Here is a 21,592-nt window from a genome sequence, read left to right on the forward strand (position 1 = left end):
TCTGCTGGACCGGGGTGAACCGACTCGCCGTGGAGCGGGTCGACGACCCCGAGATCGTCAACGCCCACGACGCCATCGTCAAGGTGACGTTGAGCACGACCTGCGGATCGGACCTCCACCTCCTCGGTGGGTACGTCCCGACCATGCGCGCGGGCGATGTGCTCGGCCACGAGTTCGTCGGCGAGATCGTCGAGGTGGGATCCGCCGTCACGAAGCACGCCGTCGGCGACCGCGTCGTCGTCTGCTCGTTCATCAGCTGCGGGAAGTGCTGGTTCTGTCGCAACGACCTCACCTCGTTGTGCGACAACGGGAACCCGAACGCCGGCATCCCCGAGATACTCTGGGGCCAGGCGCCCGGCGGCTGCTACGGCTACTCACACGCACTGGGCGGGTGGGCCGGCAGCCATGCCGAGTACATCCGTGTGCCGTATGCCGACCAGGACGCCTTCCCCGTCCCCGATGGCGTGAGCGACGAGCGGGCGCTCTTCGCCTCCGACGCCGCTCCGACCGGATGGATGGGAGCCGATCTCGGCGGCGTCGCCCCCGGGGACACCGTTGCGGTCTGGGGTGCAGGCGGCGTCGGCCAGATGGCCGCGCGCGCGTCACTCCTGCTCGGTGCCGAGCGGGTCATCGTCATCGACCGCTTCCAGGAGCGGCTGACGCAGGTGGAGCAGGTCATCGGTGGGGAGACCATGAACTACGAGACCAGCGAGGTGACGGCCGAGCTCCGGGAACGCACGGGCGGTCGCGGCCCGGACGTCTGCATCGAGGCGGTCGGGATGGAAGCCCACCGCGACGGTCCGGACTTCGCGTACGACCAGCTGAAGCAGCAGCTGCGGCTGCAGACGGACCGGCCCACCGCCGTCCGGGAGGCCGTGTTCGCCGCACGCAAGGGCGGCAGCCTGTTCGTGCTGGGCGTCTTCGGCGGGTTCGTGGACAAGTTCCCGCTCGGGGCAGTGATGAACAAGGGCCTGACGCTCCGGTCCGCTCAGCAGCACGGGCACCGCTACATCCCGATGCTCCTCGAACGGATGGCACGCGACGAGCTCGTCACGGAGCACCTGGCGACACACGTCATGCCGCTCGACGATGCTCCCGAGGGCTACGCCAAGTTCAAGGACAAGACCGACGGGTGCGTGCGTGCCGTCTTCCGTCCCTGAACGCCGCCACGGGGTTCGAGGCGACAGCCTGGAGGCGCGACCCGCCTGACCGACGCGGGTCGCGCCTCCAGGCCGGTCACCGCGCACGCCGCCGGCGGCGGTCCGCAGACTGCCGCACGGCTACCCCAGCGGCTCGACGCCGTAGCTCGTCACGACGGCGCGGAGTTCGTCCAGGTACGTCTGCGCCTGCACGGTGAGGGGGACCGACGCGTGCGCGATCCAGCCGATCTCGATGCGTTCGTCGACGTCCAGCGGGATGGCGACGATCTCCGGGTCGAGGTCGTCACTGATGAGCCCGGTCGAGATCGTGTAGCCGCCGAGGCCGATCATCAGGTTGAAGATCGTCGCCCGGTCGGACACCCGGATCTCCCGCTTGCTCGACATCGTCGACAGGATCTCCTCCGCCAGGTAGAAGGAGTTGTTCGCGCCCTGGTCGAACGTCAGCCGAGGCAGGTCGGCGAGGTCGTCGAGGGTCGCACGCGCCTGTGACGCGATCGGGTTCCGTCGGGACACGAAGATGTGCGGCTCCGCGACGAACAGCGGCGTGAACACGACCCCGGCGTCCCGCAGCAGCTTCCCGAGCACCTGCCGGTTGAAGTCGTTGCGGTAGAGGATCCCCACCTCGCTCCGCAGCGTGCGGACGTCCTCGATGATGTCCCACGTGCGCGTCTCCCGGAGCGAGAACTCGTACTCGTCCGCAGCGGCGCCCTCCACCATGCGGACGAACGCCTCCACCGCGAACGAGTAGTGCTGCGCGGAGACTCCGAGCAACCGGCGCGAGGGCTGCCCGCCGACGTAGCGCTGCTCCAGCAGGGAGACCTGCTCGACCACCTGCCGGGCGTACCCCAGGAACTCGACGCCGTCGACGGTGAGGACGACACCACGCGCCGAACGCACGAAGAGCGCCCGGCCGATCCGAGCCTCCAGGTCCTTCATGGCAGCCGACAACGTCGGCTGCGCGACGTAGAGCAAGTCGGCCGCTGCGCTGATCGAGCCCTCCGTCGCGACCTCGATGAAGTACCGGAGCTGCTGCAAGGTGATGTCGTTCGAGACACGAGCCATAGGCGCAGGCTATACGACGGCATAGTGATTGGGGATTACCCGATGACCCGCGCCTGCCGTCATGATCAGGGGATGGCGAACGACCTGACCTTCAGCATCACGCGGACACGCTTCGACGAGGACTACTCCCCCGCCGACAGCTCGCGCCTGACCACGAACTTCGCCAACCTCGCGCGCGGGGAGCAGCGGCAGCAGAACCTCCGTCGTGCGATCGCCATGATCGATCGCCGCTGCAACGACCTCGCTACTGGTGACCCGTCGGGCGACCGGTACCGGGTGGAGCTCGACATCGTCTCGGTCGCCGCACACTTCGTCGACGGGGGCTCGGACGAGCAGTTCCCCCTGCTCGAGATGCTCGACGTCACGATCGTGGAACAGCACACCGGCGAGCGCCACCAGGGGATCCTCGGCAACAACTTCTCGTCGTACCTCCGCGACTACGACTTCTCCGTGCTGCTGCCGACCCTCGACAAGAGCGCCGGCATCCCCGAGCACTTCGGGTACCTGCACGGCCAGCTCTTCCAGCGCTTCCTGGAGTCTCCTGCGTTCCAGGACCACTTCGATGCCGAGCCCGTCGTCTGCATCAGCGTCTCCACGAGCCAGACATACCGGCAGTCGGGCACCGTCCACCCGGTGCTCGGCGCCGAGTACCTGCACGAGCACTCGTCGCTCACCGACGACTACTTCGGCCGCATGGGGATGCAGGCGCGCTACTTCATGCCCGCCGGCGGGAAGGCGCCGCTCGCGTTCTACACGCGCGGCGACCTGCTGGGCGACTACACGGACCTGCAGCTCATCGGCACGATCAGCACGATGGAGACGTTCCAGAAGATCTACCGCCCGGAGATCTACAACGCGAACACGCCCGCGCCGAGCACCTACCGTCCGACCCTCTCGCACTCGGATTACACGTCGACCGGCGTCGCCTACGACCGCGAGGAACGCAGCCGCCTCGGCGTCACCCAGGGCCGCTACACCGAGGAGCACCTCGTGCAGCCGCACCGAGCACTCCTCGAGCGGTGGGCCTCCGGTGCCGCCGTCGCCTCCCACTGAACCGTTAGGAACCCCACGAGCATGAGCACCCTTCTGCCCACCTCGATCGTCGGCAGCCTGCCGAAGCCGTCCTGGCTCGCCGAGCCCGAGAAGCTCTGGTCCCCCTGGCAGCTGGACGGCGCGGCGCTGACCGAGGGCAAGCAGGACGCACTCCGGGCCGCCGTCCACGAGCAGGAGCGCGCCGGCATCGACATCGTCAGCGACGGCGAGCAAACCCGCCAGCACTTCGTCACGACGTTCATCGAGCACCTCGACGGCGTCGACCTCGACCGCAAGGAGACCGTCCGCATCCGCGACCGGTACGACGCGGCCGTCCCGACCGTCGTCGGCGCCGTGAGCCGCCGGGCACCGGTATTCGTGGAGGACGCGAAGTTCCTGCGAGCGCAGACCGACCGCCCGATCAAGTGGGCCCTCCCCGGCCCGATGACCATGATCGACACGCTCTCCGACCAGCACTACAAGAGCCGCGAGAAGCTGGCGTGGGAGTTCGCCACGATCCTCAACCAGGAGGCCAGGGAGCTCGAAGCGGCCGGCGTCGACATCATCCAGTTCGACGAGCCCGCGTTCACGGTCTTCCACGACGAGGTGCAGGACTGGGGCGTCGCCGCGCTCGAGCGTGCTGCCGAAGGACTCCGCGCCGAGACCGCCGTGCACATCTGTTACGGGTACGGCATCGAGGCGAACAACAAGTGGAAGGAGACGCTCGGGGCGGAGTGGCGTCAGTACGAGCAGTCCTTCCCGCTGCTGCAGCAGTCCTCGATCGACATCGTGTCGCTCGAATGCATCCACTCCCACGTCCCGCTCGACCTCGTCGAGCTCATCCGCGGGAAGAAGGTCATGCTCGGGGCGATCGACGTCGCGACCGAGACCGTGGAGACGCCGGAAGAGGTCGCCGATGTGCTCCGTCGTGCGCTCGAGTTCGTCGACGCCGACAAGCTCATCCCGAGCTCCAACTGCGGGATGGCGCCGCTGGCGCGGGGTGCGGCGCTGGAGAAGCTCGGCGCGCTGTCCGCTGGAGCGGACATCGTCCGAGCTGAACTCACGAGTGTCCCCGCCGGGTCAGCCCGGTAGTCCGCCGGGAACATCGCGTCGGCTGGGCGCTATCCAGCCTGGAAGCCCGGCTCGGGTCCGTCCCGGAGGTCACGCTGCCGACAGGGAAGCGCGTCGTATTGCGCGGGCCGATGAGGGAGCACCTGCACCGCGAGCCCCATCGTTACCGATGGGGCTCGTTTGCGGCTACTGACGGCCAGCGACCGCTTCACTGATGGTCACTCCCGGATGCTCGACGCGGTATCGGCGCACTTCCTGGGGGTCCACGGTCATTCCTGGCGGAATGAACGCGTTCCCCACGATGCGCTTGCTGGACCCGGCGGACCACAGCGTGGCGACTGCGACCGCGCAGGCATAGAGCGGGCCGAACAACGCCAGCGCGAGTCCTGCGGCGGCGAGCCCCGCGAACGTGCGGATCGCGGGCGTCCACCGCTTCACGAGAAGCACTCCTGCTCCAGAAGGTCTTCGCCGCCTTTGCGACACCTCCGAGCGTTTCGATGAGCTTCCTTGAGCGTGAGCCAGGCGGCCATCCCGACGAGTCCCTTCGCGATGCTCCCCCACCTGAGTCAGCCGCCGGCTGTACGAAGACTTGCGCGCCAGTGTCCGGAGCTCTCAAGCGGACTCCGCAATGGGCCCCTCTCTCTGCGCACGGCTCGCTGGTGTCCGGCAACCGACCGATCGTCAAACGGGATCATTTGGGGTGGATGTGGTGATCGCGTGCGTCGAGCTGGAGCTGGTGGTGGCGGGCCGTCCGAGGTGCAGGTCCTGCCAGGTCTCCGAGGCAGAGACGATCGGGTTCGCGCGGCCACGGCGGACTCGGGATCGGCGCGTGGTGATCCGAATCGCACGCCAAAGGCAGTAGATGACGAGGTACAACCACGGCAGAGGGCCAATGGGGATGCCGACGTTCGTGGTCGCGATCACGGCGATGCCGGCGATGATCGCGATGGCATCGGAGGTGCGTCGTACCAGAGTGGCTACGAGGTGGCGTGGATGGGTGATGACTTCTCCTGACCTGATGGAGTCGTTCCAGCCGACCGAGTCATCGCGGCTCGCGGCCTTCGGAGCGGATGGCGATCCACTGCCGGGCGTACGGGAGCAGGGTCGGCTTGCCGGTGTGCATGTGATCCTGCCTCTCGTCGGTGAGATGAGCTGGGAGCAGCCTAACCCGTCCCGCAACATCAGTGTAACATATTTCGTGTCTCATGAGATCGATACGAGGCAAGAGCCTGGCCCAGCTGCACGAGAACTTGACGCGCAGTATGGCCCCCTCCGCCTGAACAAACGACCACGAAGCGACCTCCACTCAACTGTCGACGCCACTCGCATGACCAGCCGGATTTCGGGTTGCCACCCCACCCAAGATCGTGCACCCTGTGTTCATCCGGTAAAACTTCACCGGCAACTCAAGGGTGAGAAATGAAGACGATCAACGCGCTCTCCGCGGCGCTCGTGTCGACCGCCGTCGCTGCATCTGCACTGGTCATGGCTGCCCCAGCGAACGCGACTGCGGGTACTGATACTGCGGGTGTCTCGATCCCGCCGAACGTCGTCGTGGATGAGAGCTTTGACCCCAACGCCGAGGTCGTGGTGGCTGGAGATGGTCCAGCACCGAGGTCGGGTGACTGCAAGGACCGTGCGTTCACGGCCGTCGCGGTCATGAGCGAGTCCCTCAACGGATGCAATGTGATCGGTTGGAACAACTCAGCACAGGCGACCTACAAGTGGTACAAGCACCAGGGCAACGCCAGCCCCTGCATGTGGGGGAAGTCCTTCAACTCGAAGCACACACCGACGTGGACGGCGCTTGATTGCGGCACGGGGCGTACGAAGAATGTTCCGTGGGGCAACGTCGCGGGCACCAAGAAGGTGAAGGGCCTCACCGGCATCGGGTGGGCTGGCGTTCAGTGGCAGTAATACGCCAGAGTGTGCGGCGACGTAGTCTCGGGGTCATCGCCTCGGGCTGCGTTGCCGCAGCCGTTCTGTCGGGGTGCGCACACGATGAGTCACGGACGAACGCCGCGGACCCCAGCGCCCGTCCGACAGAGCATGCGCTCAGCGTGCAATCGACGCAGTCGATCGCTGACCAGCTGCGCCAGTCCGTGCCGTGCGCTGATGCCGACGCATGGCTTGACGACCTCGCGTTCTGGGATGCGATGCGAGGGTTTGATTGCTTGGACGGCGATGACTCTGTCTTCATCCGTGTCTACGCTCACGCAGCCTCGGTTCAGCAGACACTCGAGGACTGGGCCGACACCATCAGCAGCGAGCGGATGATCGCGCGCGGCCAGAACTGGTACGTCATCGGACCACCCGACGTGGTCAACGCGTTGAAGTTCCCTCGCGATGCACCGAAGATCGCCGGCGACGTCGGGGTTCCGGCGAAGCTGACAGCCGAGCAGGACTACCTCACCACCTGCGCGCGCTTCGTCGCAAGCGAAGGGGAACGGTACGTGGAACATCCGGGGAAGCGCAGCGGCTCGGCGAAGCAGTACGAGGCATTGTTCCCGGGCGTCACCGCGGAACTGCACGCGGCGATTAACAGCCTCGGACGGAAACGGATCCGCAACATCCCGGATACCGAGCGGTGGATAGCAGCGCTATCACCGATCGGCCATCGCTTGAAGGCAACGTGCGCAACCGCCTACCAACAGGTTCGCGACACCGTCGACCCGCTCGAGGAAGGTCCATGACAAACGCGTCCACTCCCGCCGTCGCACGCACGGCAGCGTTCAGTACCGCCACGATCGCAGTGCTCGGCAGCACCGTGCTCGCCGTGGACAACGCGCTGGGATTCATCGATTTCCACTTACTCGGCTTCGGGATGGCGCCGTTCATCGCCGCAGCGGTGGTGCTCTCGGGTGCGGTGTGCGCAGGCCTTGCAGTATGGACACACGATCTTGCACGCGGCATCGCTGCGGCGGCCGTGGTCGGATTTGTGCTCACGCAGTCCCCGGCCCTCGCGCCAACCCTGTGGTTCCCGGTCTCCATCGTGTTACAGGGGCTGGTACCGCTCGGGTTCGCGACCAGCGCGGCCATCACCTGGCGCAGCTCAACGGGCGGGCTGAGGACGCTGCCTGCGATCGCCGCGGTCCTCGCCGTGGGATGGGCGATAGGCGCGTTCATTCCACTGCGACTTGAAGTGTTCCTCGCTCTACAGGCCATGACGATTCTGGCAGTTTCCGTTCTCGTGACAAGCCCGTGGCTCAGACGCATCGCGAACCACGTACGGACCCTCTGGGACAGCGCAGCAATACGCTGATCTCCCACTCACCGACGCCCTTGATGCCTCAAGACCACGCGGACGCGTCGGTCGGAGAGGGCACCGTGACGGACACCACCAGCAACGCCGGGCTGCAGGCGATGATCGACCGCGCCGGGCAGATCACCGCCGACGAGGCAGAGGCGCTCGACGTCACCTGGAAGGCCGACGAGGGGATCTTGCTGCCGGAACCGAGCGCATCGCTCGCGATCCAGGGAGGCGCCGACGGACGGATGGTCACGAACGCCGACCTCGTCGCCGCGTGGCAGCACGCACTCGAGGCCGCTGGTGCAGCGGGACGCGTCGAGGAGATCGAGGCCGCGCAGGAGGCCGGGCGCGCAGTGCGGCACTCGGACGCGCACTTGCGAGACCGCGCCGGCGCCGAGGAAGCCGTGCGGTCCGCGGTGCTCGCGACCGGGATGCGCGACCTCGTCTCCGACGATGAATTCGCCACGCTCACGGCGGCCTGGCGGAAGGTGCTCGGCGAGATCCGAACTGGCCGTCGCACCGTGTGCGGGTCCTCGCGCCGAGAACGCTCTGCTCATCGGGTACGCCCGAGCCTCCACGCGCGAACAGGGCCTTACCGCTCAACGCATCGCGCTTGAACAACTCGGGGTCGTCCCGCCCGACCGCCACACAGACAACCGCCGACCGGTACCAACCGATAGCGGATCGGGCTCCGCGAAGCCGCGGCCTCCGCGCGGAGACCGCCGTGCACATCTGTTACGGGTACGGCATCGAGGCGAACAACAAGTGGAAGGCGACGCTCGGGGCGGAGTGGCGCCAGTACGAGCAATACTTCCCGCTGCTGCAGCAGTCCTCGCCGACAAGCTCATCCCGAGCTCCAACTGCGGGATGACACCGTTGGCGCGAGGGGCAGCGCTGGACAAGCTCGGCGCGCTCGCAGCGGGGACCGACATCGCGCGGGCCGAGCTCGTCGACTCCGCCGTCGCTGCAGCGCGCTGAGCCGCGGTTCCCCGATCGCCGTCAACCGCCCGCGGGACCCCTCCACGGCCCCCATGCGGGGTCGTGCCCCGGCCACACCTCGACACCCGGCAGCCGCGCCAGGTCGGCCAGCCGGTCGACGGACCGCTGGGCGTCGGGCTCGTCACCCGTGACGCCGACCCACCCGCACGGCGTCCGCTCGGTGAGGTTCCGCTCGAGATCCGCTGCGTCGCACGCCAACACCACCGCATGGTCCGGCAGGTCGACCCGCACCGACTGATGACCAGGAGTGTGCCCTCGGGTGTCGAGCACGCCGAGCCCGGGCGCGAGGTCGGTGTCCCCATCGACCAGCCGCACCTCGACGTCGGCGCCGAGGACGTCGCCGACGACGACGGTCTCCCGGCGTCCGATCCCGCTCCGGAGCCACTCCCACTCGCGGCGTTGCAGCACGACGGGCGTACCTGGTGGCACGAGGCGGAGGCCACCGGTGTGGTCGAGGTGCACGTGGGAGATCACGCTGGCTGCGAGAGCATCCCACGCGAGCCCCGCAGCCGCGATCCCCTCGGCCAGCGCATCGCCCGGCGGCACGACGGCTGTGTAGTTCGCATGGTCGTAGTGGGCCGCCCGCTGCTTTGGATCCCGGACGCGGTCGAGGTCGAAGCCGCCGTCGACGAGCACCCAGCCCTCGTCGAAGACGACCGCGACCGCCGTGACCGGTTCGAGGAGGAACCGGGCCGGGTCTCCGCCGCGGAGCGAGATCGACTCCGGGATGGGCTCCCACCCGAGCACGAGGGGAACGAGGCGACGCGGGCGACCCCCGAGCGCCATGTCGCCTGCCGCCAGGTCGCGGACTGCTCGGACCACGGTTGACCCCTCCCGCTGATTGGATACAATAACTACAAAACCGAATCCATTCTGCCGGAGTTCCCGGAGGGACGCATGACCGACGCGATCGACATCAACATCCCGATCCACACCGAGATGCTGCACTGGGGTCGGCGTCCGACCTACGAGATGGTGGAGCAGATCGCCGACGGGTTCCCCTCGGACGTCTCGCGGTGGGTGATCGGCGCCCACACCGGCACCCACGTCGACGCCCCATCGCACTTCGTCCCCGGCGCCGCGACCGTCGACGAGATCGCGCTGGACAGCGTCGTCGGACCGGTCCGGGTCCTGGACCTCCGTCACGTCGCCGAGGAGATCACGGCCGAGGACCTCGCGAGCGCCGGAGCCGGCGGGTCGGAGCGCGTGCTCTTCCGCACCCGGAACTCGACCGACGCGCTGACTCGGAACGTGCGTTCCGACACGTGGGTCGGCCTCGGCCCGAGCGGTGCCGCGTGGCTCGTCGAGAACGGGGTCCGGTTCGCGGGCATCGACTACATGACGATGGAGGCACCCGCACACACCGAGGCGTGGCCGACGCACGTCGCGCTCTGCGGGGCGGGCATCGTGATCCTCGAGAACGCGGACCTGTCCGACGTCGACCCGGGCGACTACCTCATGGTCTGCCAGCCGGTGCCGTTCGCCGGGCGGGAGGCCGCGCCGGCCCCGACCGTCCTGCTCCCCCTCGTCGCGGCGGTCGGCGCGTGAGCACCTCGACGGTGCACGTCGTCCTGGTCCACGGTGCCGGTGGGTCACCGTCGGCGTGGTCCTCCGTCACGCCGCTCCTGCGTGCTCGCGGCATCGCCTACACGCTCGCCGACAACGCCCTGACGTCACTGCGGGACGACGAGGCATCGGTGCGCGCACTCGTCGACGCGGTCGACGGTCCGGTCCTGCTCGTCGGGCACTCGTACGGCGGTGCCGTGATCACGAACGCCGGTACGCACGAGCGCGTGGTGGGTCTGGTCTACGTCGCGGCGTTCGCGCCGGACGCCGGCGAGTCCGTCTCCGCGATCGTCGAACGCAGCGAACCCGCCCTCGTCTCGCGGTACACCGACCGCGGCCCGGACGGCGAGTGGGTCACCCGCGACGACGAGGAGTCCCGGGCCGCGCTCGCCTGGGACGTACCGGACGACGTCCTGCAGGCGGCACGGTACGAGCGCCGCGCGACCGCGGACGCCGCGTTCCAGCAGCCGACGGGCGAGCCCGCGTGGGCCACCCGGCCGAGCTGGTACCTGGTGGCGTCGAGCGACCGGCACCTGCTCCCGGAGATCCAGCGCGACTTCGTCGCGCGCATGGGCGCGGACGCCGAGGAGGTCGACACCAGTCACGCAGTGGCCCACGCCGCCCCCGAGCGGGTCGTCGCGGTCATCGAGCGCGCGATCGCCGCCGTCGCCTGACCACCACGCGGTGACCATCGTCAGGAGGCCGTGGTCACCAGGCCGTCGAGGTCCTTGACCGCGCGTCCGGACTGCAGGACCGCGCGGACGTTGGCAGCGTCGGCGAGCGCGCCGACGTCGACGAGCGGGTCGACGCGCGAGACGACCAGGTCACCGACCTTGCCGGGCTCGACGGAGCCGAGCCGGTCCTCCAGTCCGAGGAGCCGCGCCCCGTGGAGGGTGCCGGCCGTGACGGCGGCGAGCGGCGTCAGACCGACCTGTACCAGCCGTGCGAGCTCCGCCAGGTTGCGGCCGTGCGGATGGACGCCGGCGTCGGTACCGAGCGCGACGGGAACCCCGGCGGCGACGGCGCGACGGACGCTGTCGAGGCCGCGCTCGTGCAGGGCGGCACGGTGCCGCAGGCGCTCGTCGGAGGTGGTGGTCGGGTCGAGTTCGCGGAGCAGCGTGCTGAGCGTGGGGACCAGCGCCGTCCCGCGTTCGACCATCAGCGCGATGGTCTCGTCGCTGAGGTCGTACCCGTGCTCGATGCTCGACGCGCCGCCGAGCACCGCCGCGCGGACGGCTGCATCGGTCAGGGCGTGTGCGGCGACCGGACGCCCACCGCGTTCGCCGACCAGCCGGACGACCAGGCGGACCTGCTCCTCGGTGATCCCGACGTCGTCCGGGTCGTCCGTCGGTGATCCGACGCCGCCGGAGGTCGAGAGCTTGATCGCGTCGGCTCCCGTGCGGAGCAGGGTGCGGACGGCACGGACGACGTCCTCGTCGGTGTCGACCACGCCGGGCTCTGGCATCCCCGACCGCACGGCCCACGCCGGGAGCGAGCCGTTCGGCCGGACGGGGTCCGCGTGGCCGCCGGTGGGCGAGAGCATCGCGATGGCGAGGTGGAGTCGCGGGCCCACGACCGTGCCCCGCGCGACGGCGTTCCGGTAGCCGGGGGTGAGGCCGTCGAGGTCCCGTGCGGTGGTGACGCCGGCGTGCAGCGTGGAGCGGAGCACCTCGGCGACCTCGAGCACGTCCTCCTCGGGGAACCGCGCTCGCTGCTCCTCCGGAGCGGTCGGCACCATGCTGAGGTGCACGTGGGCGTCGATGAAGCCGGGCAGCAGCCACGTACCGGTGAGGTCGGCGACGGGGACGCCGGGCGCCGGCTCGCGTCGCGGACCGGCGTAGGTGACGATGCCGTCGTGCAGCTCGACCTCGGCGTCGGCGCGCGGCGGCGTGCCGGTGCCGTCGACCAGTGTTGCGCCGACCAGCCGGAGCACGCCGGGGGTGTGTGGGGTCGTCGGGAGTCGTGCCGCCATTGACGGAACCTTCCGTGGTCGGTCAGCCGGCCAGGCTGAAGCGGGCGGATCCGGGGTCGGCGTCGAGCAGCCGACGCGTGTACCAGTGCTGCGGATCGGCGTAGATCTGCTCGACGGGACCGGACTCGACCACCTCGCCCTGGAAGAGCACCACGACCTCGTCGCTGACGCGCTGCACGACGGCGAGGTTGTGCGAGATGAAGACCATCGTCAGCCCGAGGGACTCCTTGATTTCGGCCAGCAACTCGAGGATCTGCGCCTGCACCGACACGTCGAGCGCCGAGGTGATCTCGTCGGCGATCACGAGGTGGGGGTCGATGACCAGCCCGCGAGCGATCGCGATCCGTTGCCGCTGGCCGCCGGAGAACTCGTGCGGGTAGCGGTGCATCATGTCCGGTGCGAGCCCGACCCGCTCGAGCCAGCTGCCGATGAGTCCTTCGTGGACGGACACGCGCGGACGGATCGGGTCGATGGCCTCGGCCAGCGTCTGCGCCACGGTCCGCCGTGGCGAGAGTGACGAGTAGGGGTCCTGCGGGATCATCTGGATCCGGCGGCGGGCGGCGTGCAGGGCGGACCGGTGCGCCGAGCCGAGGTCGACGCCGTCGACCGTGACGCTCCCGGCGGCCGGTTTCACCGTGCCGACGAGGACCTTGGCGAGCGTGGACTTGCCGGAGCCGGACTCGCCGACGATGCCCACCGTGCGGCCGCGGTCGAGGCGGAGGTCGACGTCGTGGAGCACGGTCGTCGACCCGAATGCGACGTCGAGTGCGCGGACGTCGATCATCGGCCCGGTCTGGTCGGCGACCGCGTTCCGGGTCCTGGTCGTGTCGGTCACGCGCGCGCCTCCGTCTGCTCCGTGGGGACCGTCACGACCGGCGTGGCCGCGAGCAGCTGCTTCGTGTACGGGTGCTCGACCGTCTCCGGGGACAGCGCGGCGACGTCGTCGATGCGTTCCACGATCGATCCGTTGCGCATCACGAGCACCCGGTCGCACAGCGCTCGGACGACGCCGAGGTCGTGCGAGATGAAGAGCACGGCCGTCCCGGAGTCCTCGTTCATGCGCTTCAGCACGGTGAGGACCTCGCGCTGGACGGTCACGTCGAGCGCGGTGGTCGGCTCGTCGGCGATGAGCAGGTCCGGCTTCGTGCTCATCGCCGACGCGATCATCGCGCGCTGCTTCATGCCGCCGGAGAGCTGGTGCGGGTACTGGCGGAGGCGCCCCTCGGGGTCGGTGAGCTTGACGGCCCGGAACCCCTGTGTCAGCAGCCGCAGGGCGTCGCGTCGGCTGTGGCGGAGGCGCATCCTGAGGACGTCGGACAGCTGGATGCCGAGCACCATCGCCGGGTTCAGGGCGGTGCCCGGGTCCTGGTAGACCAGGCCGATCCGCGATGCGAGCACACGGTCCGGAACGCGGCCGAGCAGGTCGACGCCGCCCAGTTCGAGTCGGCGAGCCGAGGCCTCGAGCCCCTCGCTGAGCAGCTTGGCGACGACGGAGGCGGTGAGGGACTTGCCGGAACCCGATTCCCCGACGATCCCGAGCACCTCGCCGCGACGGATGGTGAACGAGACGTCGTCGACGAGCGGTCGACCGCTCGCAGCGTGCCGCACGGTGATGCCGTCGGCGACGAGCACGGCGTCGTCCTCGACCGCGAGCGTGGACGTCTCGGGGGATCGCGTCGTCCGGGCCCGCGTCGAGTTCGACCGCGGGTTCGCGGCTGCGGCGAGGCCGTCCCCGACGAGCAGGGCGGCGAGGGACGCGAAGGTGAGGGCGACTGCCGGACCGACGATGACGATCGGGTTCACCGCGATGCGGTCGAGGCCGTCGTTGAGCAGCGTGCCCCAGTCGAAGGCGGGGGTCTGCGCGCCGAGCCCGATGAAGGACAGGCCGGAGATCTCGACGAGCGACCCGGAGAACGCGCCCGCGATGAGGATCAGCGTCGGCTCTGCCATGTTCGGGAGCACGTGGCGCACCGCCACCCGGTGCGCCGGGACGCCCATCAGTCGGGCGGTCGTGACGTACTCGCTGGTGGAGATCTTGGCGGCGAGGTTGGCCGTGAGCCGCGCGAACCCGGCGATGTTGGCGACGGCGATCGCGACCACCACCTGGACCGTCCCCTGCCCGAGGATCGCGGCGACGATGATGGCGACGAGCATCGTCGGGTAGCTGACGGCGAACTCGATCGCACGGAGACCGAATTCGCGGAGCCGCGTCGGTGCGAGCCAGACGCCGATGCCGAGCGCGATGCCGACCACCGCCGAGAGCGCCGTGGCGGCGAGCGCCATGACGACCGTTGCACGGGTGGCAACGAGCGTGCGGGCGAGCATGTCGCGACCGAGCGTGTCGGTACCGAGGGGGTGCTCCGCGGTCGAGCCGAGGCCGGCCGTGCCCCCGATGCCCCGCGCTTGGGCACCGAGTACGAACGGTGCGACGACCGCGACGAGGAGGATCAGTCCGAACATGACGAGACCGACGACAAGTCCCGCGTTCCAGTTGAACGCCCGCGGCCGTGCCGGCTGGTCGACACTGGCGGCGCGGACGGCGGTGATGGTGTCAGCCACGCTTGTCTCCGAGGGTGCGCGGGTCGATGAGACCCAAGATGATGTCGATGACGAGGGTGATCACGAGCGAGATCAGGCCGATCACGAAGACGGCTGCGCGGATCACCGGGTAGTCCTTGTCCACGGCGATCGCCTGCACGATCACGCCACCGAGGCCCGGCCACGCGAACACCGCCTCGGTGATGAGTGCGGAGCCGAGCAGCGCGGTCAGGATGATCCCGGAGAGCGTCAGCGCCGTGGTGAGGAGGTTCGGCAGCATGTGCTTCGCGTAGATCGACAGTGCCGGCAGCCGCCATCCGCGCGCGGTGCGCATGTAGTCCTGCTCGAGGATGACCGCCGTCTCACGCCGCACGATGCGCGCCACGGAACAGGTGCCGCCGATGGTCAGCGAGGCGATCGGCAGGACGGCGGCCGCCCCGAAGTCGTAGGCCGGTGAGTAGGCCGGGGGCAGGACGTGGAGCAGGACCGCGAACACGACCACGAATCCGGTGGCGAGGACGTAGACCGGGATGGACGAGATGAGCCCGGTCACGGCCGTGAACGACACGTCGAGCCAGCGGTGGCGGTCGCCGCGGGTCAGCACCCCGACCGTCATCCCGAGCCCCAGGCCGAGCACGAGGAGGAGCAGCACGGCGGCGATCGTGATGGTGAGCGTGTACGGCACGGCCGTCATCACGACGTCCATCGCCGGGATCCGGTACTTGTACGAGTCCCCGAAGTCGCCCTGCACCACGCCGGCGACGTAGTGCCAGAGCTGGACGGGGATCGGCTGGTCCAGGCCGAGCTGGTGCCGGACCAGCTCGACCTGCGCGAGCGTCGCGGTGTCACCGGCGATGGCGGTGGCCGGGTCGCCGGGGATGAGCTGCACGATCAGGAAGGTCACGAGGACGAGCAACGCGAGGTTGACGATGAGACCGACGGCGCGGCGGAGGAGGAACCGCCGCCAGGCGCTCCCGAGGCTCGCGGCTCGGGGACCAGCGGCGACGGGGTCGCCCGGACCGGGCACGGGGGGATGGTCGACGGTGGTGGTGCTCATCGTGGGTCCTCCAGGTGCTCCGGTCCGGGCGGTGGTGGGTGTTGCTGGTGGTGCGCGCGGTCAGCGGGTCAGCCGACGATCCGCATCGCGGACGGGTCCCAGTAGCCCGAGAACACGTGCGTTGCGAAGCCCTTGCGGGCGACGTAGCGGTGCGTGTCCGTGATGAGCGGGGTCATGTCGACGCGCTCGAGGATCGACTTCTGCGCGGTCTCGAAGTCGGCGCACTGCTGGTCGGCATCGGTGGTCGCCATCGCTGCCTGATACGCCTTCACGCCCTCGGGGTTGTCGCTCGAGGAGACGTTCGTGCCGCCGTCGGGGTAGGTCGCACCGAGGTACCGGGCGATCGAGAGGTTGATCAGACCGACCTGTGCGTCCTCGGCCGCGATCGCGACGTCCCAGGTCTTCGGCTCGGTCCGCATCTGCTTCGTCCAGTCGGCGGGGTCGGGCGCGGACACCGTCACGGTCGCACCGGCGTTCCGCAGCGATTCCGCGAGGAAGTCGGCAGCGGGGTCCCAGTTCGACATCATGAGGAGGCGGATGGTCTTGCCCTCGAGCTCCTTGGCCGCGGCCTTCGGGTCGTACGACTGCACGAGGGACGAGCCGTCCACGGCGCAGCGGTAGCTCGCGGCGTTCACGGTCGTCTGCTTCACCCCGAGGCCGTCGAGTCCGGCGTCGTTGAAGCCCTTGGTGTCGATCGCCTGGGCGACGGCCGCACGCAGGGGCTGGTTGTCTGCGAACACCGAGCCGGAGCCCTCGGCCTCGTTGAACACGAGGTTGTACGCCGAGCTCGCGAACTTCACCGTCGAGTAGTCGCCCTTCTCGAACCGTTCGGCGTTCGAGTCGTAGAAGCGCGCGACGTCGACACCGCCGGACTGCAGCAGGTTGGCGCTCGTGTTCGAGTCCCCCTGCACGGTCATGTTGATGGTCTTGGCCGGCTTGCCCTCGACCGTCTTCCAGTCGGGCCAGGCGTCGTAGTCCGAGCGGAGCGAGTACTGCACGCTCTTGCCGGCCGACGACTTCGTGAGCGTGTACGGACCGGACCAGGCGCCCTTCACGGTGCCGGCGGCGAGGCCCTTCGGGTCGGCGATGCCGGCCGGGCAGATGACACCGGTGCCGGGGCGCGTCAGGCCGCCGAGCAGCTGCGAGTACGGTGCGCTGAGCGAGATCGTCAGGGTGCCCGCGGAGTCGTCGGGGGTGAAGGTCGGGTCGCCGGAGCCGAACGCCTGGTTCTTCCAGGTCTGCGCGCCCGAGTCGTCAAGACCCACGAGGTACTCGAAGGACTTCGCCACGACGCTCGGCGTGATCTTCGTGCCGTCGGAGCAGGTCGCGCCGTCACGGATGGTGAACTCGTACTTCGACGCCGACTCGGCGTCCCACTTGGTCGCGAGTCCGCCGACGTACCCGCCGTCGTCGCCCTCGGCCTGGCGGAGCAGGGTGTCGAAGCCGAGTCGGGCGACCTCGACGTCGGAGCTGGCCGAGGCCTTCGCCGGGTCGAACGTCGCCGGTGCGTACCAGAGCTCGGCGTTGATCGTGTCGGTGGTCGACGAGCCGCCACCGGTACCGGCGTTGCCGGACGCGGTGCACGCGCTCAGGGAGAGGCCGACGGCGGTCGCCACTGCGACGCCGACGAGGATGCGCTTCCTCACCATGGTGCTGTCCTCCAATGGGATTCGGGGTGATGCCAGGGGGTCAGTCCCAGGGTCCGGGTCCAACTTGGATCCAATCTAAGACAATACGCATCCAACTATGTTTCGGGTGGATTACATCTCCACGGGATGGACCGTCTCTCCGCCGACCTCCGTGCGGAGCACCCGGGCCTCGGCGAAGGCCTCCGGCGAGCACGAGGCCGGATCGACGTCGAGCAGCACCCAGTCGGCGAGCGCCCCGGGTCGGAGGACCCCGCGACGGTCCTCGGCGAACGCGGCATGAGCGGATCCGCGGGTGTAGGCGGCGACCGCCTCCAGGACCGAGATCGACTGCTCTGGCCCGACCGGCGCATCGGAGCCCCGCATGCGTCGCGCCGACGCCATCGGGACGACTTCCCGTGGGTCGAACGGGAAGTAGGGCGCGTCGGACCCCATCGCCACGACCGCGCCGGCATCGAGCCAGGACCGCATCGGGTTCACCGGGTCCACCCGGTCGCCGAGCCGTCGACGGAGCCCCGCTGCGTTCTTCCACGCGATCGAGGGCTGAAGCGACGCGACGACACCGAGACGAGCGGCACGCGCCGTGCTCTCCGGGCTCGGCTCGAGGTAAGCGTGGATGAGCTGGCACCGGAGTGGTGCGACCGGGCGACCGGTGCGCTGCTCGGCCGTCTCGAGCCCGTCGAGCACCTCGGCGACCGCGCGACTGCCGACCGCGTGCACGCCGAGCCCCCACCCGGATGCGACACAGCCCGCTGCGAGCCGAGCGAAGTCGTCCGCCGAGATGCGCTGGACGCCGTGGTCGTCGCCGGACCAGGGCGCCTCCAGCAGCGCCTGGCCCTTCATGCCCTCGCCGTCGTAGTAGACCTTGATCGGCCCGAGCCGGAGCCGGTCGTCGCCGTCACCCGTCACGCCGTCGATGGTGCCGAGCAGGGCGAGCGCTGCGTCGACGTCGGGGACAGCGGGGCTGCCGATCTCCGGGTAGGGCATCGCGACCACACGCATCGTCAGGAGTCCGCGGCCGTACGCCTCGCGGTACCCCTCGAGCTCCGGGAGCGTGACGGCGGGGTCCACGACACCGGTGAAGCCCATCGCGTGCAGGAGCGGCTGGACCCTAGCGATCGCGGCGAGTCGGTCGTCGATCGTCGGAGGCGTCTCGCCGAGCCAGTCGGGGGCGTCTGGATCGGCGTCCCCGTCGGCGAGCATCGCGGCGGAGAACGTCTCGGCGTCCGCTCCGGCGTCGACGAGCTGGAGTGCCTTCAGGCCGGCACGCTGCGCATGGCAGTGGGCGTCCGTGAAACCGGGGAGGACGGTCCCGGGGACGTGGTCCTCGACGACATCGACCGGTGCGGCCGCTCGCACCTCGGTGAGGGACCCGACCGCCGCGATCCGGTCGGCCACGACGAGCATCGCCTCGGCCGTCGGCCGCTCGGGGTCCATCGTCCGGATGGCCCCGACCACGATCCGGGCCGCGCGGCCGGGCGCGGGTACGGGAGCGTCAGACACCGACGGGCTCCCGCTCGTCGAGCCAGGTGTGCACGTCGGCCGCGGTCACGAGGGCGTCGCGCTGCAGGTACCGGATCGCCTCGAGGGTCGCATCGTGCGCCCGCTCGCTCGACCCCGCGACGCAGTCGGTGAGGACCCGGACGGCGTAGTCGTGTTGGTGCGCGTCCGCAGCGGTGTAGTGGATGCACACGTCGGTGAGGCCGCCGACGAGGAGGAGCGTACCGGCGCGGTAGGCCTTCAGGACGATCTCGAGTTCGGTGCCGAAGAAGGCCGAGTAGCGGCGTTTGCGGATCACGAACTCCTCGGGGCGGGGATCCAGCCAGGAGGCGAGCTCGGTCTGCGCGTCCCCCTCGATGCAGTGCGGCCCCTCGGCGCCGTCGAGTTCGCGGCCGATGTCCACGAGGTCCGGCTTGTGCACCTCCTGGATGAACACGACCGGGACGCCGGCCCTGCGGCAGTGTTCGATGAGGGCACGGACACGGGGCGCACGCTCGGCGCGACCGCTCATGACGGGGATGCCCGGTGTCGGCATCGTCGAGGCGGCGCCTCCCTGGATGTCGACCACGACGAGGACGGGGTTGCCGGAGACGGCGAGCATGGGTGGTTCCTTTCACGACGGGGGCGCTCGGGTGGGGACCGGTGCCCGTCGTCATCGTCATCCTCCGATGCACTCGGACACCGAACGGGTCAGTGGCGTTTCCGCCGTGTTAAGCCTCGGGTGTTGCCGAACCGGCCGGCCCACCCGAACCGGCCGGACCACCCGAACCGGCCGAACCGGCGGAACGGGCCGAACGGCGACGACGGAACGGCAGCAGGTCGGCGACGGCGACCTGCCCGAAGCCGTCGCCGACCGCGACCCACACGCGCGCATCGGGCGCGTGGTCGGCGAGGAGCTCCGCGCACACGCCGCACGGCTCGATGAGGTGCCTGCTCCCGGCGGGTCGCCGGAGCACGCCGACGACCGACACGACCGGCTGCCCGGCGACGACCGCCGCACTGAGGGCAGCGGACTCGGCGCAGACCGACGCCCGCCCGGCGGACGCCTCGACGTGCAGGCCGGTCACGACGCTCCCGTCGGCCAGCCGGAGCGCCGCCGCGACCTCGTGCACCCCGGCGCGGTACCGGGCTGCCAGCAGGGTCGTCGCGACCTCGAGGAGCTCGCGGTCGCTGTCGTCCATCCCGGGTGGCGGCCCGTGCAGCACCGGCCGGTCCGCAGCAGACGGGACGGGCGCGTCGGTCACGCCCAGCCCATGATGCGCGCCATGTTGCCGCCCTCGACGAGGGCCCGGTCGGCCTCGTCCGGGATGGCCTTGGCGATCTTCATCCGTTCGAGGTCGAAGTCGCTCCCCGGCCACTCCGAGCCGAGCAGGATCTTCTCGGCGCCGAGCCGGGCGTAGGCCCGCTTGACGTCGGACATCAGGGTGGCCGAGGTCTCGAGGTACACGTGCGGGTTCCGTTCCGCGACGATGATCGCCTCCGGGACGTTCCACACCGCACCCATGTGGGCGATGATCGTCGGCACGGTCGGGTGTCCCTTGGCGATCTCCTCGATGGCGAACGGCGCACAGAACGCGTCGTCGAGGGCGTTGATGAGCACGGGGAGGCCGAGCTCGGCGCAGGTCTCGAAGAGCGGGTCGAGCAGTCCGTGGTCGGCGACGTGGTAGCCGTGCAGGCTCGGGTGCAGCTTCAGCCCGACCAGCCCGCCGTCGGCGAAGCGGCGGATCTCGTCGGTGGCGTTCTCCCACTGCGGCATGACCTGCCCGAAGCCGAACAGTCGGTCGGGGTGCGCGGCCACGAGGTCCATCAGGAAGTCGTTCTCGATGCCCTGGGCGAGCGAGCAGACCATGGCCCGGTCGACGCCGGCCGCGTCCATGCGGTCGAGGATGCGCTTCGCATCGAAGGGCGTGTACGCCGGGGGCTCCTCGCCGGGTCGCACGCCGCTGAGGTAGTCGCTGCGACCGCGGCGGTCCTGCGTGGTGTTGTAGGCGTCGATGATCATCGTGAGCGTCTCCTCGTCGGCGGCTGGTGGGCCGTGATCGCCCACATGACATCCGATACTGCCAGAATTGGATCCAATTTGCGAGGGATCGGTCGAGCGGGGCTGGTCAGTGCACCACGACCATCGCTCCCATCGCGAGGAGGCTCGCGAGCGATGCGCGCGGCGAGCAGCCTCGACGCGCGGCAGTCGACGGCCGAGCAGTCCGTGGGCGACGATCCCGGCGTGCACCACGACGGCGACCGCCAGCGGCAACAACACGACGGCACCGTGGTCGTGTGTCGAGGCGGACGCAGCCACCCCGTGCGACGCCGCGCCGTCGAGCAGGACGAACCCCGCTCCGAGCAGCATGCCGAGCGCGTGCAGGTGGTCGGCGTCCGGTCTGGACGCACGGCGCAGGCGGTCGACGAGCGCGGTGCCGAGGGCACAGCCCCCGAGCGCGAGCGCCCAGAACGGGGCAGGCACCACGCCGAGCCCCGGCACGTGGACGTCGACCATCGCGACGAGCATGGCAACCTCGGCCACGAGGGTGAACCGGCCCACCCTGCGCACCCCGACGACACCGAGCACGAGCGCGACCAGGGCCGCCGCGATCGTGGTGGCGAGCAGGATGACCATGATTGGATCCAATCATGGGCGAGTCGGATACGGCAATGGGGTACACCACCTGGCAGGATTGGACCGCAGCGGCGCAGACCGCGGGCGGCGCCCGCCGCCAGCGGCGCCCGCCGCGACGACGC

Annotated in this window: 21 protein-coding genes and 1 pseudogene; 10 read left to right on the forward strand and 12 right to left on the reverse strand. The window is 69.8% G+C overall.

What is annotated here, in order from left to right:
- The first annotated feature begins 14 nt into the window (after positions 1 to 14).
- Positions 15 to 1,160, forward strand: a complete 1,146-nt coding sequence (locus ACO0E1_RS01915) for a zinc-dependent alcohol dehydrogenase (protein ID WP_422872627.1) — start codon at positions 15 to 17, stop codon at positions 1,158 to 1,160.
- A gap of 120 nt (positions 1,161 to 1,280) precedes the next feature.
- On the opposite strand, the gene ACO0E1_RS01920 is transcribed toward ACO0E1_RS01915, so the two are convergent.
- A complete protein-coding gene (locus tag ACO0E1_RS01920; RefSeq protein ID WP_422872628.1) occupies positions 1,281 to 2,222 on the reverse strand; it encodes a LysR family transcriptional regulator in 942 nt (313 codons plus the stop codon).
- A gap of 72 nt (positions 2,223 to 2,294) precedes the next feature.
- On the opposite strand from ACO0E1_RS01920, the gene ACO0E1_RS01925 reads away from it, so the two are divergent.
- Both ACO0E1_RS01925 and ACO0E1_RS01930 read left to right on the forward strand, forming a co-directional pair.
- Positions 2,295 to 3,275: a putative oxygenase MesX gene (locus ACO0E1_RS01925; RefSeq protein WP_422872629.1), complete on the forward strand. Its 981-nt coding sequence runs from the start codon at positions 2,295 to 2,297 to the stop codon at positions 3,273 to 3,275.
- Between the two features lie 21 nt (positions 3,276 to 3,296).
- The gene (locus ACO0E1_RS01930; protein ID WP_422872630.1) at positions 3,297 to 4,346 is read left to right on the forward strand and encodes a methionine synthase; all 1,050 of its coding nucleotides are present in this window, start codon (positions 3,297 to 3,299) and stop codon (positions 4,344 to 4,346) included.
- Positions 4,347 to 4,511: 165 nt separating this feature from the next.
- On the opposite strand, the gene ACO0E1_RS01935 is transcribed toward ACO0E1_RS01930, so the two are convergent.
- Positions 4,512 to 4,772 (reverse strand): hypothetical protein, encoded by a 261-nt coding sequence (locus tag ACO0E1_RS01935; RefSeq protein ID WP_422872631.1) that lies wholly within the window; start codon positions 4,770 to 4,772, stop codon positions 4,512 to 4,514.
- 972 nt (positions 4,773 to 5,744) lie between these two features.
- Between ACO0E1_RS01935 and ACO0E1_RS01940 the strand changes: the two genes are divergently transcribed.
- The 5 genes and pseudogenes from ACO0E1_RS01940 to ACO0E1_RS01960 all read left to right on the forward strand — a co-directional run.
- Positions 5,745 to 6,242, forward strand: a complete 498-nt coding sequence (locus ACO0E1_RS01940) for a hypothetical protein (protein WP_422872632.1) — start codon at positions 5,745 to 5,747, stop codon at positions 6,240 to 6,242.
- Between the two features lie 143 nt (positions 6,243 to 6,385).
- Positions 6,386 to 7,018: a hypothetical protein gene (locus ACO0E1_RS01945; RefSeq protein WP_422872633.1), complete on the forward strand. Its 633-nt coding sequence runs from the start codon at positions 6,386 to 6,388 to the stop codon at positions 7,016 to 7,018.
- Positions 7,015 to 7,587: a hypothetical protein gene (locus ACO0E1_RS01950; RefSeq protein ID WP_422872634.1), complete on the forward strand. Its 573-nt coding sequence runs from the start codon at positions 7,015 to 7,017 to the stop codon at positions 7,585 to 7,587. The genes ACO0E1_RS01945 and ACO0E1_RS01950 overlap by 4 nt, the downstream gene beginning before the upstream one ends.
- A 65-nt stretch (positions 7,588 to 7,652) precedes the next feature.
- Positions 7,653 to 8,192 (forward strand): hypothetical protein, encoded by a 540-nt coding sequence (locus ACO0E1_RS01955; RefSeq protein ID WP_422872635.1) that lies wholly within the window; start codon positions 7,653 to 7,655, stop codon positions 8,190 to 8,192.
- Positions 8,193 to 8,272: 80 nt separating this feature from the next.
- A pseudogene (locus tag ACO0E1_RS01960) lies at positions 8,273 to 8,553 on the forward strand (methionine synthase); the annotation flags it as partial.
- 21 nt (positions 8,554 to 8,574) lie between these two features.
- Here the strand turns inward: ACO0E1_RS01960 and ACO0E1_RS01965 are convergent.
- Positions 8,575 to 9,396, reverse strand: a complete 822-nt coding sequence (locus tag ACO0E1_RS01965) for an N-acyl homoserine lactonase family protein (RefSeq protein WP_422872636.1) — start codon at positions 9,394 to 9,396, stop codon at positions 8,575 to 8,577.
- A 75-nt stretch (positions 9,397 to 9,471) separates the two neighbouring features.
- Here ACO0E1_RS01965 and ACO0E1_RS01970 point away from each other — a divergent pair, with 75 nt between their 5' ends.
- Both ACO0E1_RS01970 and ACO0E1_RS01975 read left to right on the forward strand, forming a co-directional pair.
- A complete protein-coding gene (locus ACO0E1_RS01970; RefSeq protein WP_422872637.1) occupies positions 9,472 to 10,122 on the forward strand; it encodes a cyclase family protein in 651 nt (216 codons plus the stop codon).
- The gene (locus tag ACO0E1_RS01975; RefSeq protein ID WP_422872638.1) at positions 10,119 to 10,814 is read left to right on the forward strand and encodes an alpha/beta fold hydrolase; all 696 of its coding nucleotides are present in this window, start codon (positions 10,119 to 10,121) and stop codon (positions 10,812 to 10,814) included. Before ACO0E1_RS01970 ends, ACO0E1_RS01975 begins: the two co-directional genes overlap by 4 nt.
- A gap of 20 nt (positions 10,815 to 10,834) precedes the next feature.
- On the opposite strand, the gene ACO0E1_RS01980 is transcribed toward ACO0E1_RS01975, so the two are convergent.
- The 9 genes from ACO0E1_RS01980 to ACO0E1_RS02020 all read right to left on the reverse strand — a co-directional run bounded on the left by ACO0E1_RS01980 (position 10,835) and on the right by ACO0E1_RS02020 (position 21,470).
- On the reverse strand, positions 10,835 to 12,112 hold the full coding sequence (locus tag ACO0E1_RS01980; RefSeq protein WP_422872639.1) for a metal-dependent hydrolase family protein: 1,278 nt from the start codon (positions 12,110 to 12,112) through the stop codon (positions 10,835 to 10,837).
- Between the two features lie 22 nt (positions 12,113 to 12,134).
- On the reverse strand, positions 12,135 to 12,947 hold the full coding sequence (locus ACO0E1_RS01985; RefSeq protein ID WP_422872640.1) for an ABC transporter ATP-binding protein: 813 nt from the start codon (positions 12,945 to 12,947) through the stop codon (positions 12,135 to 12,137).
- The gene (locus tag ACO0E1_RS01990; RefSeq protein ID WP_422872641.1) at positions 12,944 to 14,671 is read right to left on the reverse strand and encodes a dipeptide/oligopeptide/nickel ABC transporter permease/ATP-binding protein; all 1,728 of its coding nucleotides are present in this window, start codon (positions 14,669 to 14,671) and stop codon (positions 12,944 to 12,946) included. Before ACO0E1_RS01990 ends, ACO0E1_RS01985 begins: the two co-directional genes overlap by 4 nt.
- Complete coding sequence (locus ACO0E1_RS01995) at positions 14,664 to 15,707, reverse strand: ABC transporter permease (protein WP_422872642.1); 1,044 nt, start codon at positions 15,705 to 15,707, stop codon at positions 14,664 to 14,666. Before ACO0E1_RS01995 ends, ACO0E1_RS01990 begins: the two co-directional genes overlap by 8 nt.
- A 68-nt stretch (positions 15,708 to 15,775) precedes the next feature.
- Positions 15,776 to 17,356, reverse strand: a complete 1,581-nt coding sequence (locus ACO0E1_RS02000; RefSeq protein ID WP_422872643.1) for an ABC transporter substrate-binding protein — start codon at positions 17,354 to 17,356, stop codon at positions 15,776 to 15,778.
- Between the two features lie 111 nt (positions 17,357 to 17,467).
- The gene (locus tag ACO0E1_RS02005; RefSeq protein ID WP_422872644.1) at positions 17,468 to 18,856 is read right to left on the reverse strand and encodes an amidohydrolase; all 1,389 of its coding nucleotides are present in this window, start codon (positions 18,854 to 18,856) and stop codon (positions 17,468 to 17,470) included.
- A complete protein-coding gene (locus ACO0E1_RS02010; protein ID WP_422872645.1) occupies positions 18,849 to 19,454 on the reverse strand; it encodes a cysteine hydrolase family protein in 606 nt (201 codons plus the stop codon). Before ACO0E1_RS02010 ends, ACO0E1_RS02005 begins: the two co-directional genes overlap by 8 nt.
- A gap of 109 nt (positions 19,455 to 19,563) precedes the next feature.
- On the reverse strand, positions 19,564 to 20,097 hold the full coding sequence (locus ACO0E1_RS02015) for a cytidine/deoxycytidylate deaminase family protein (RefSeq protein WP_422872646.1): 534 nt from the start codon (positions 20,095 to 20,097) through the stop codon (positions 19,564 to 19,566).
- A complete protein-coding gene (locus tag ACO0E1_RS02020; RefSeq protein WP_422872647.1) occupies positions 20,094 to 21,470 on the reverse strand; it encodes an amidohydrolase family protein in 1,377 nt (458 codons plus the stop codon). The genes ACO0E1_RS02015 and ACO0E1_RS02020 overlap by 4 nt, the downstream gene beginning before the upstream one ends.
- Positions 21,471 to 21,592 lie beyond the last annotated feature (122 nt).

The sequence above is a fragment of the Curtobacterium guangdongense genome, from assembly GCF_049341845.1.
In the GTDB taxonomy this organism is placed as follows: Bacteria; Actinomycetota; Actinomycetes; order Actinomycetales; family Microbacteriaceae; genus Curtobacterium; species Curtobacterium guangdongense.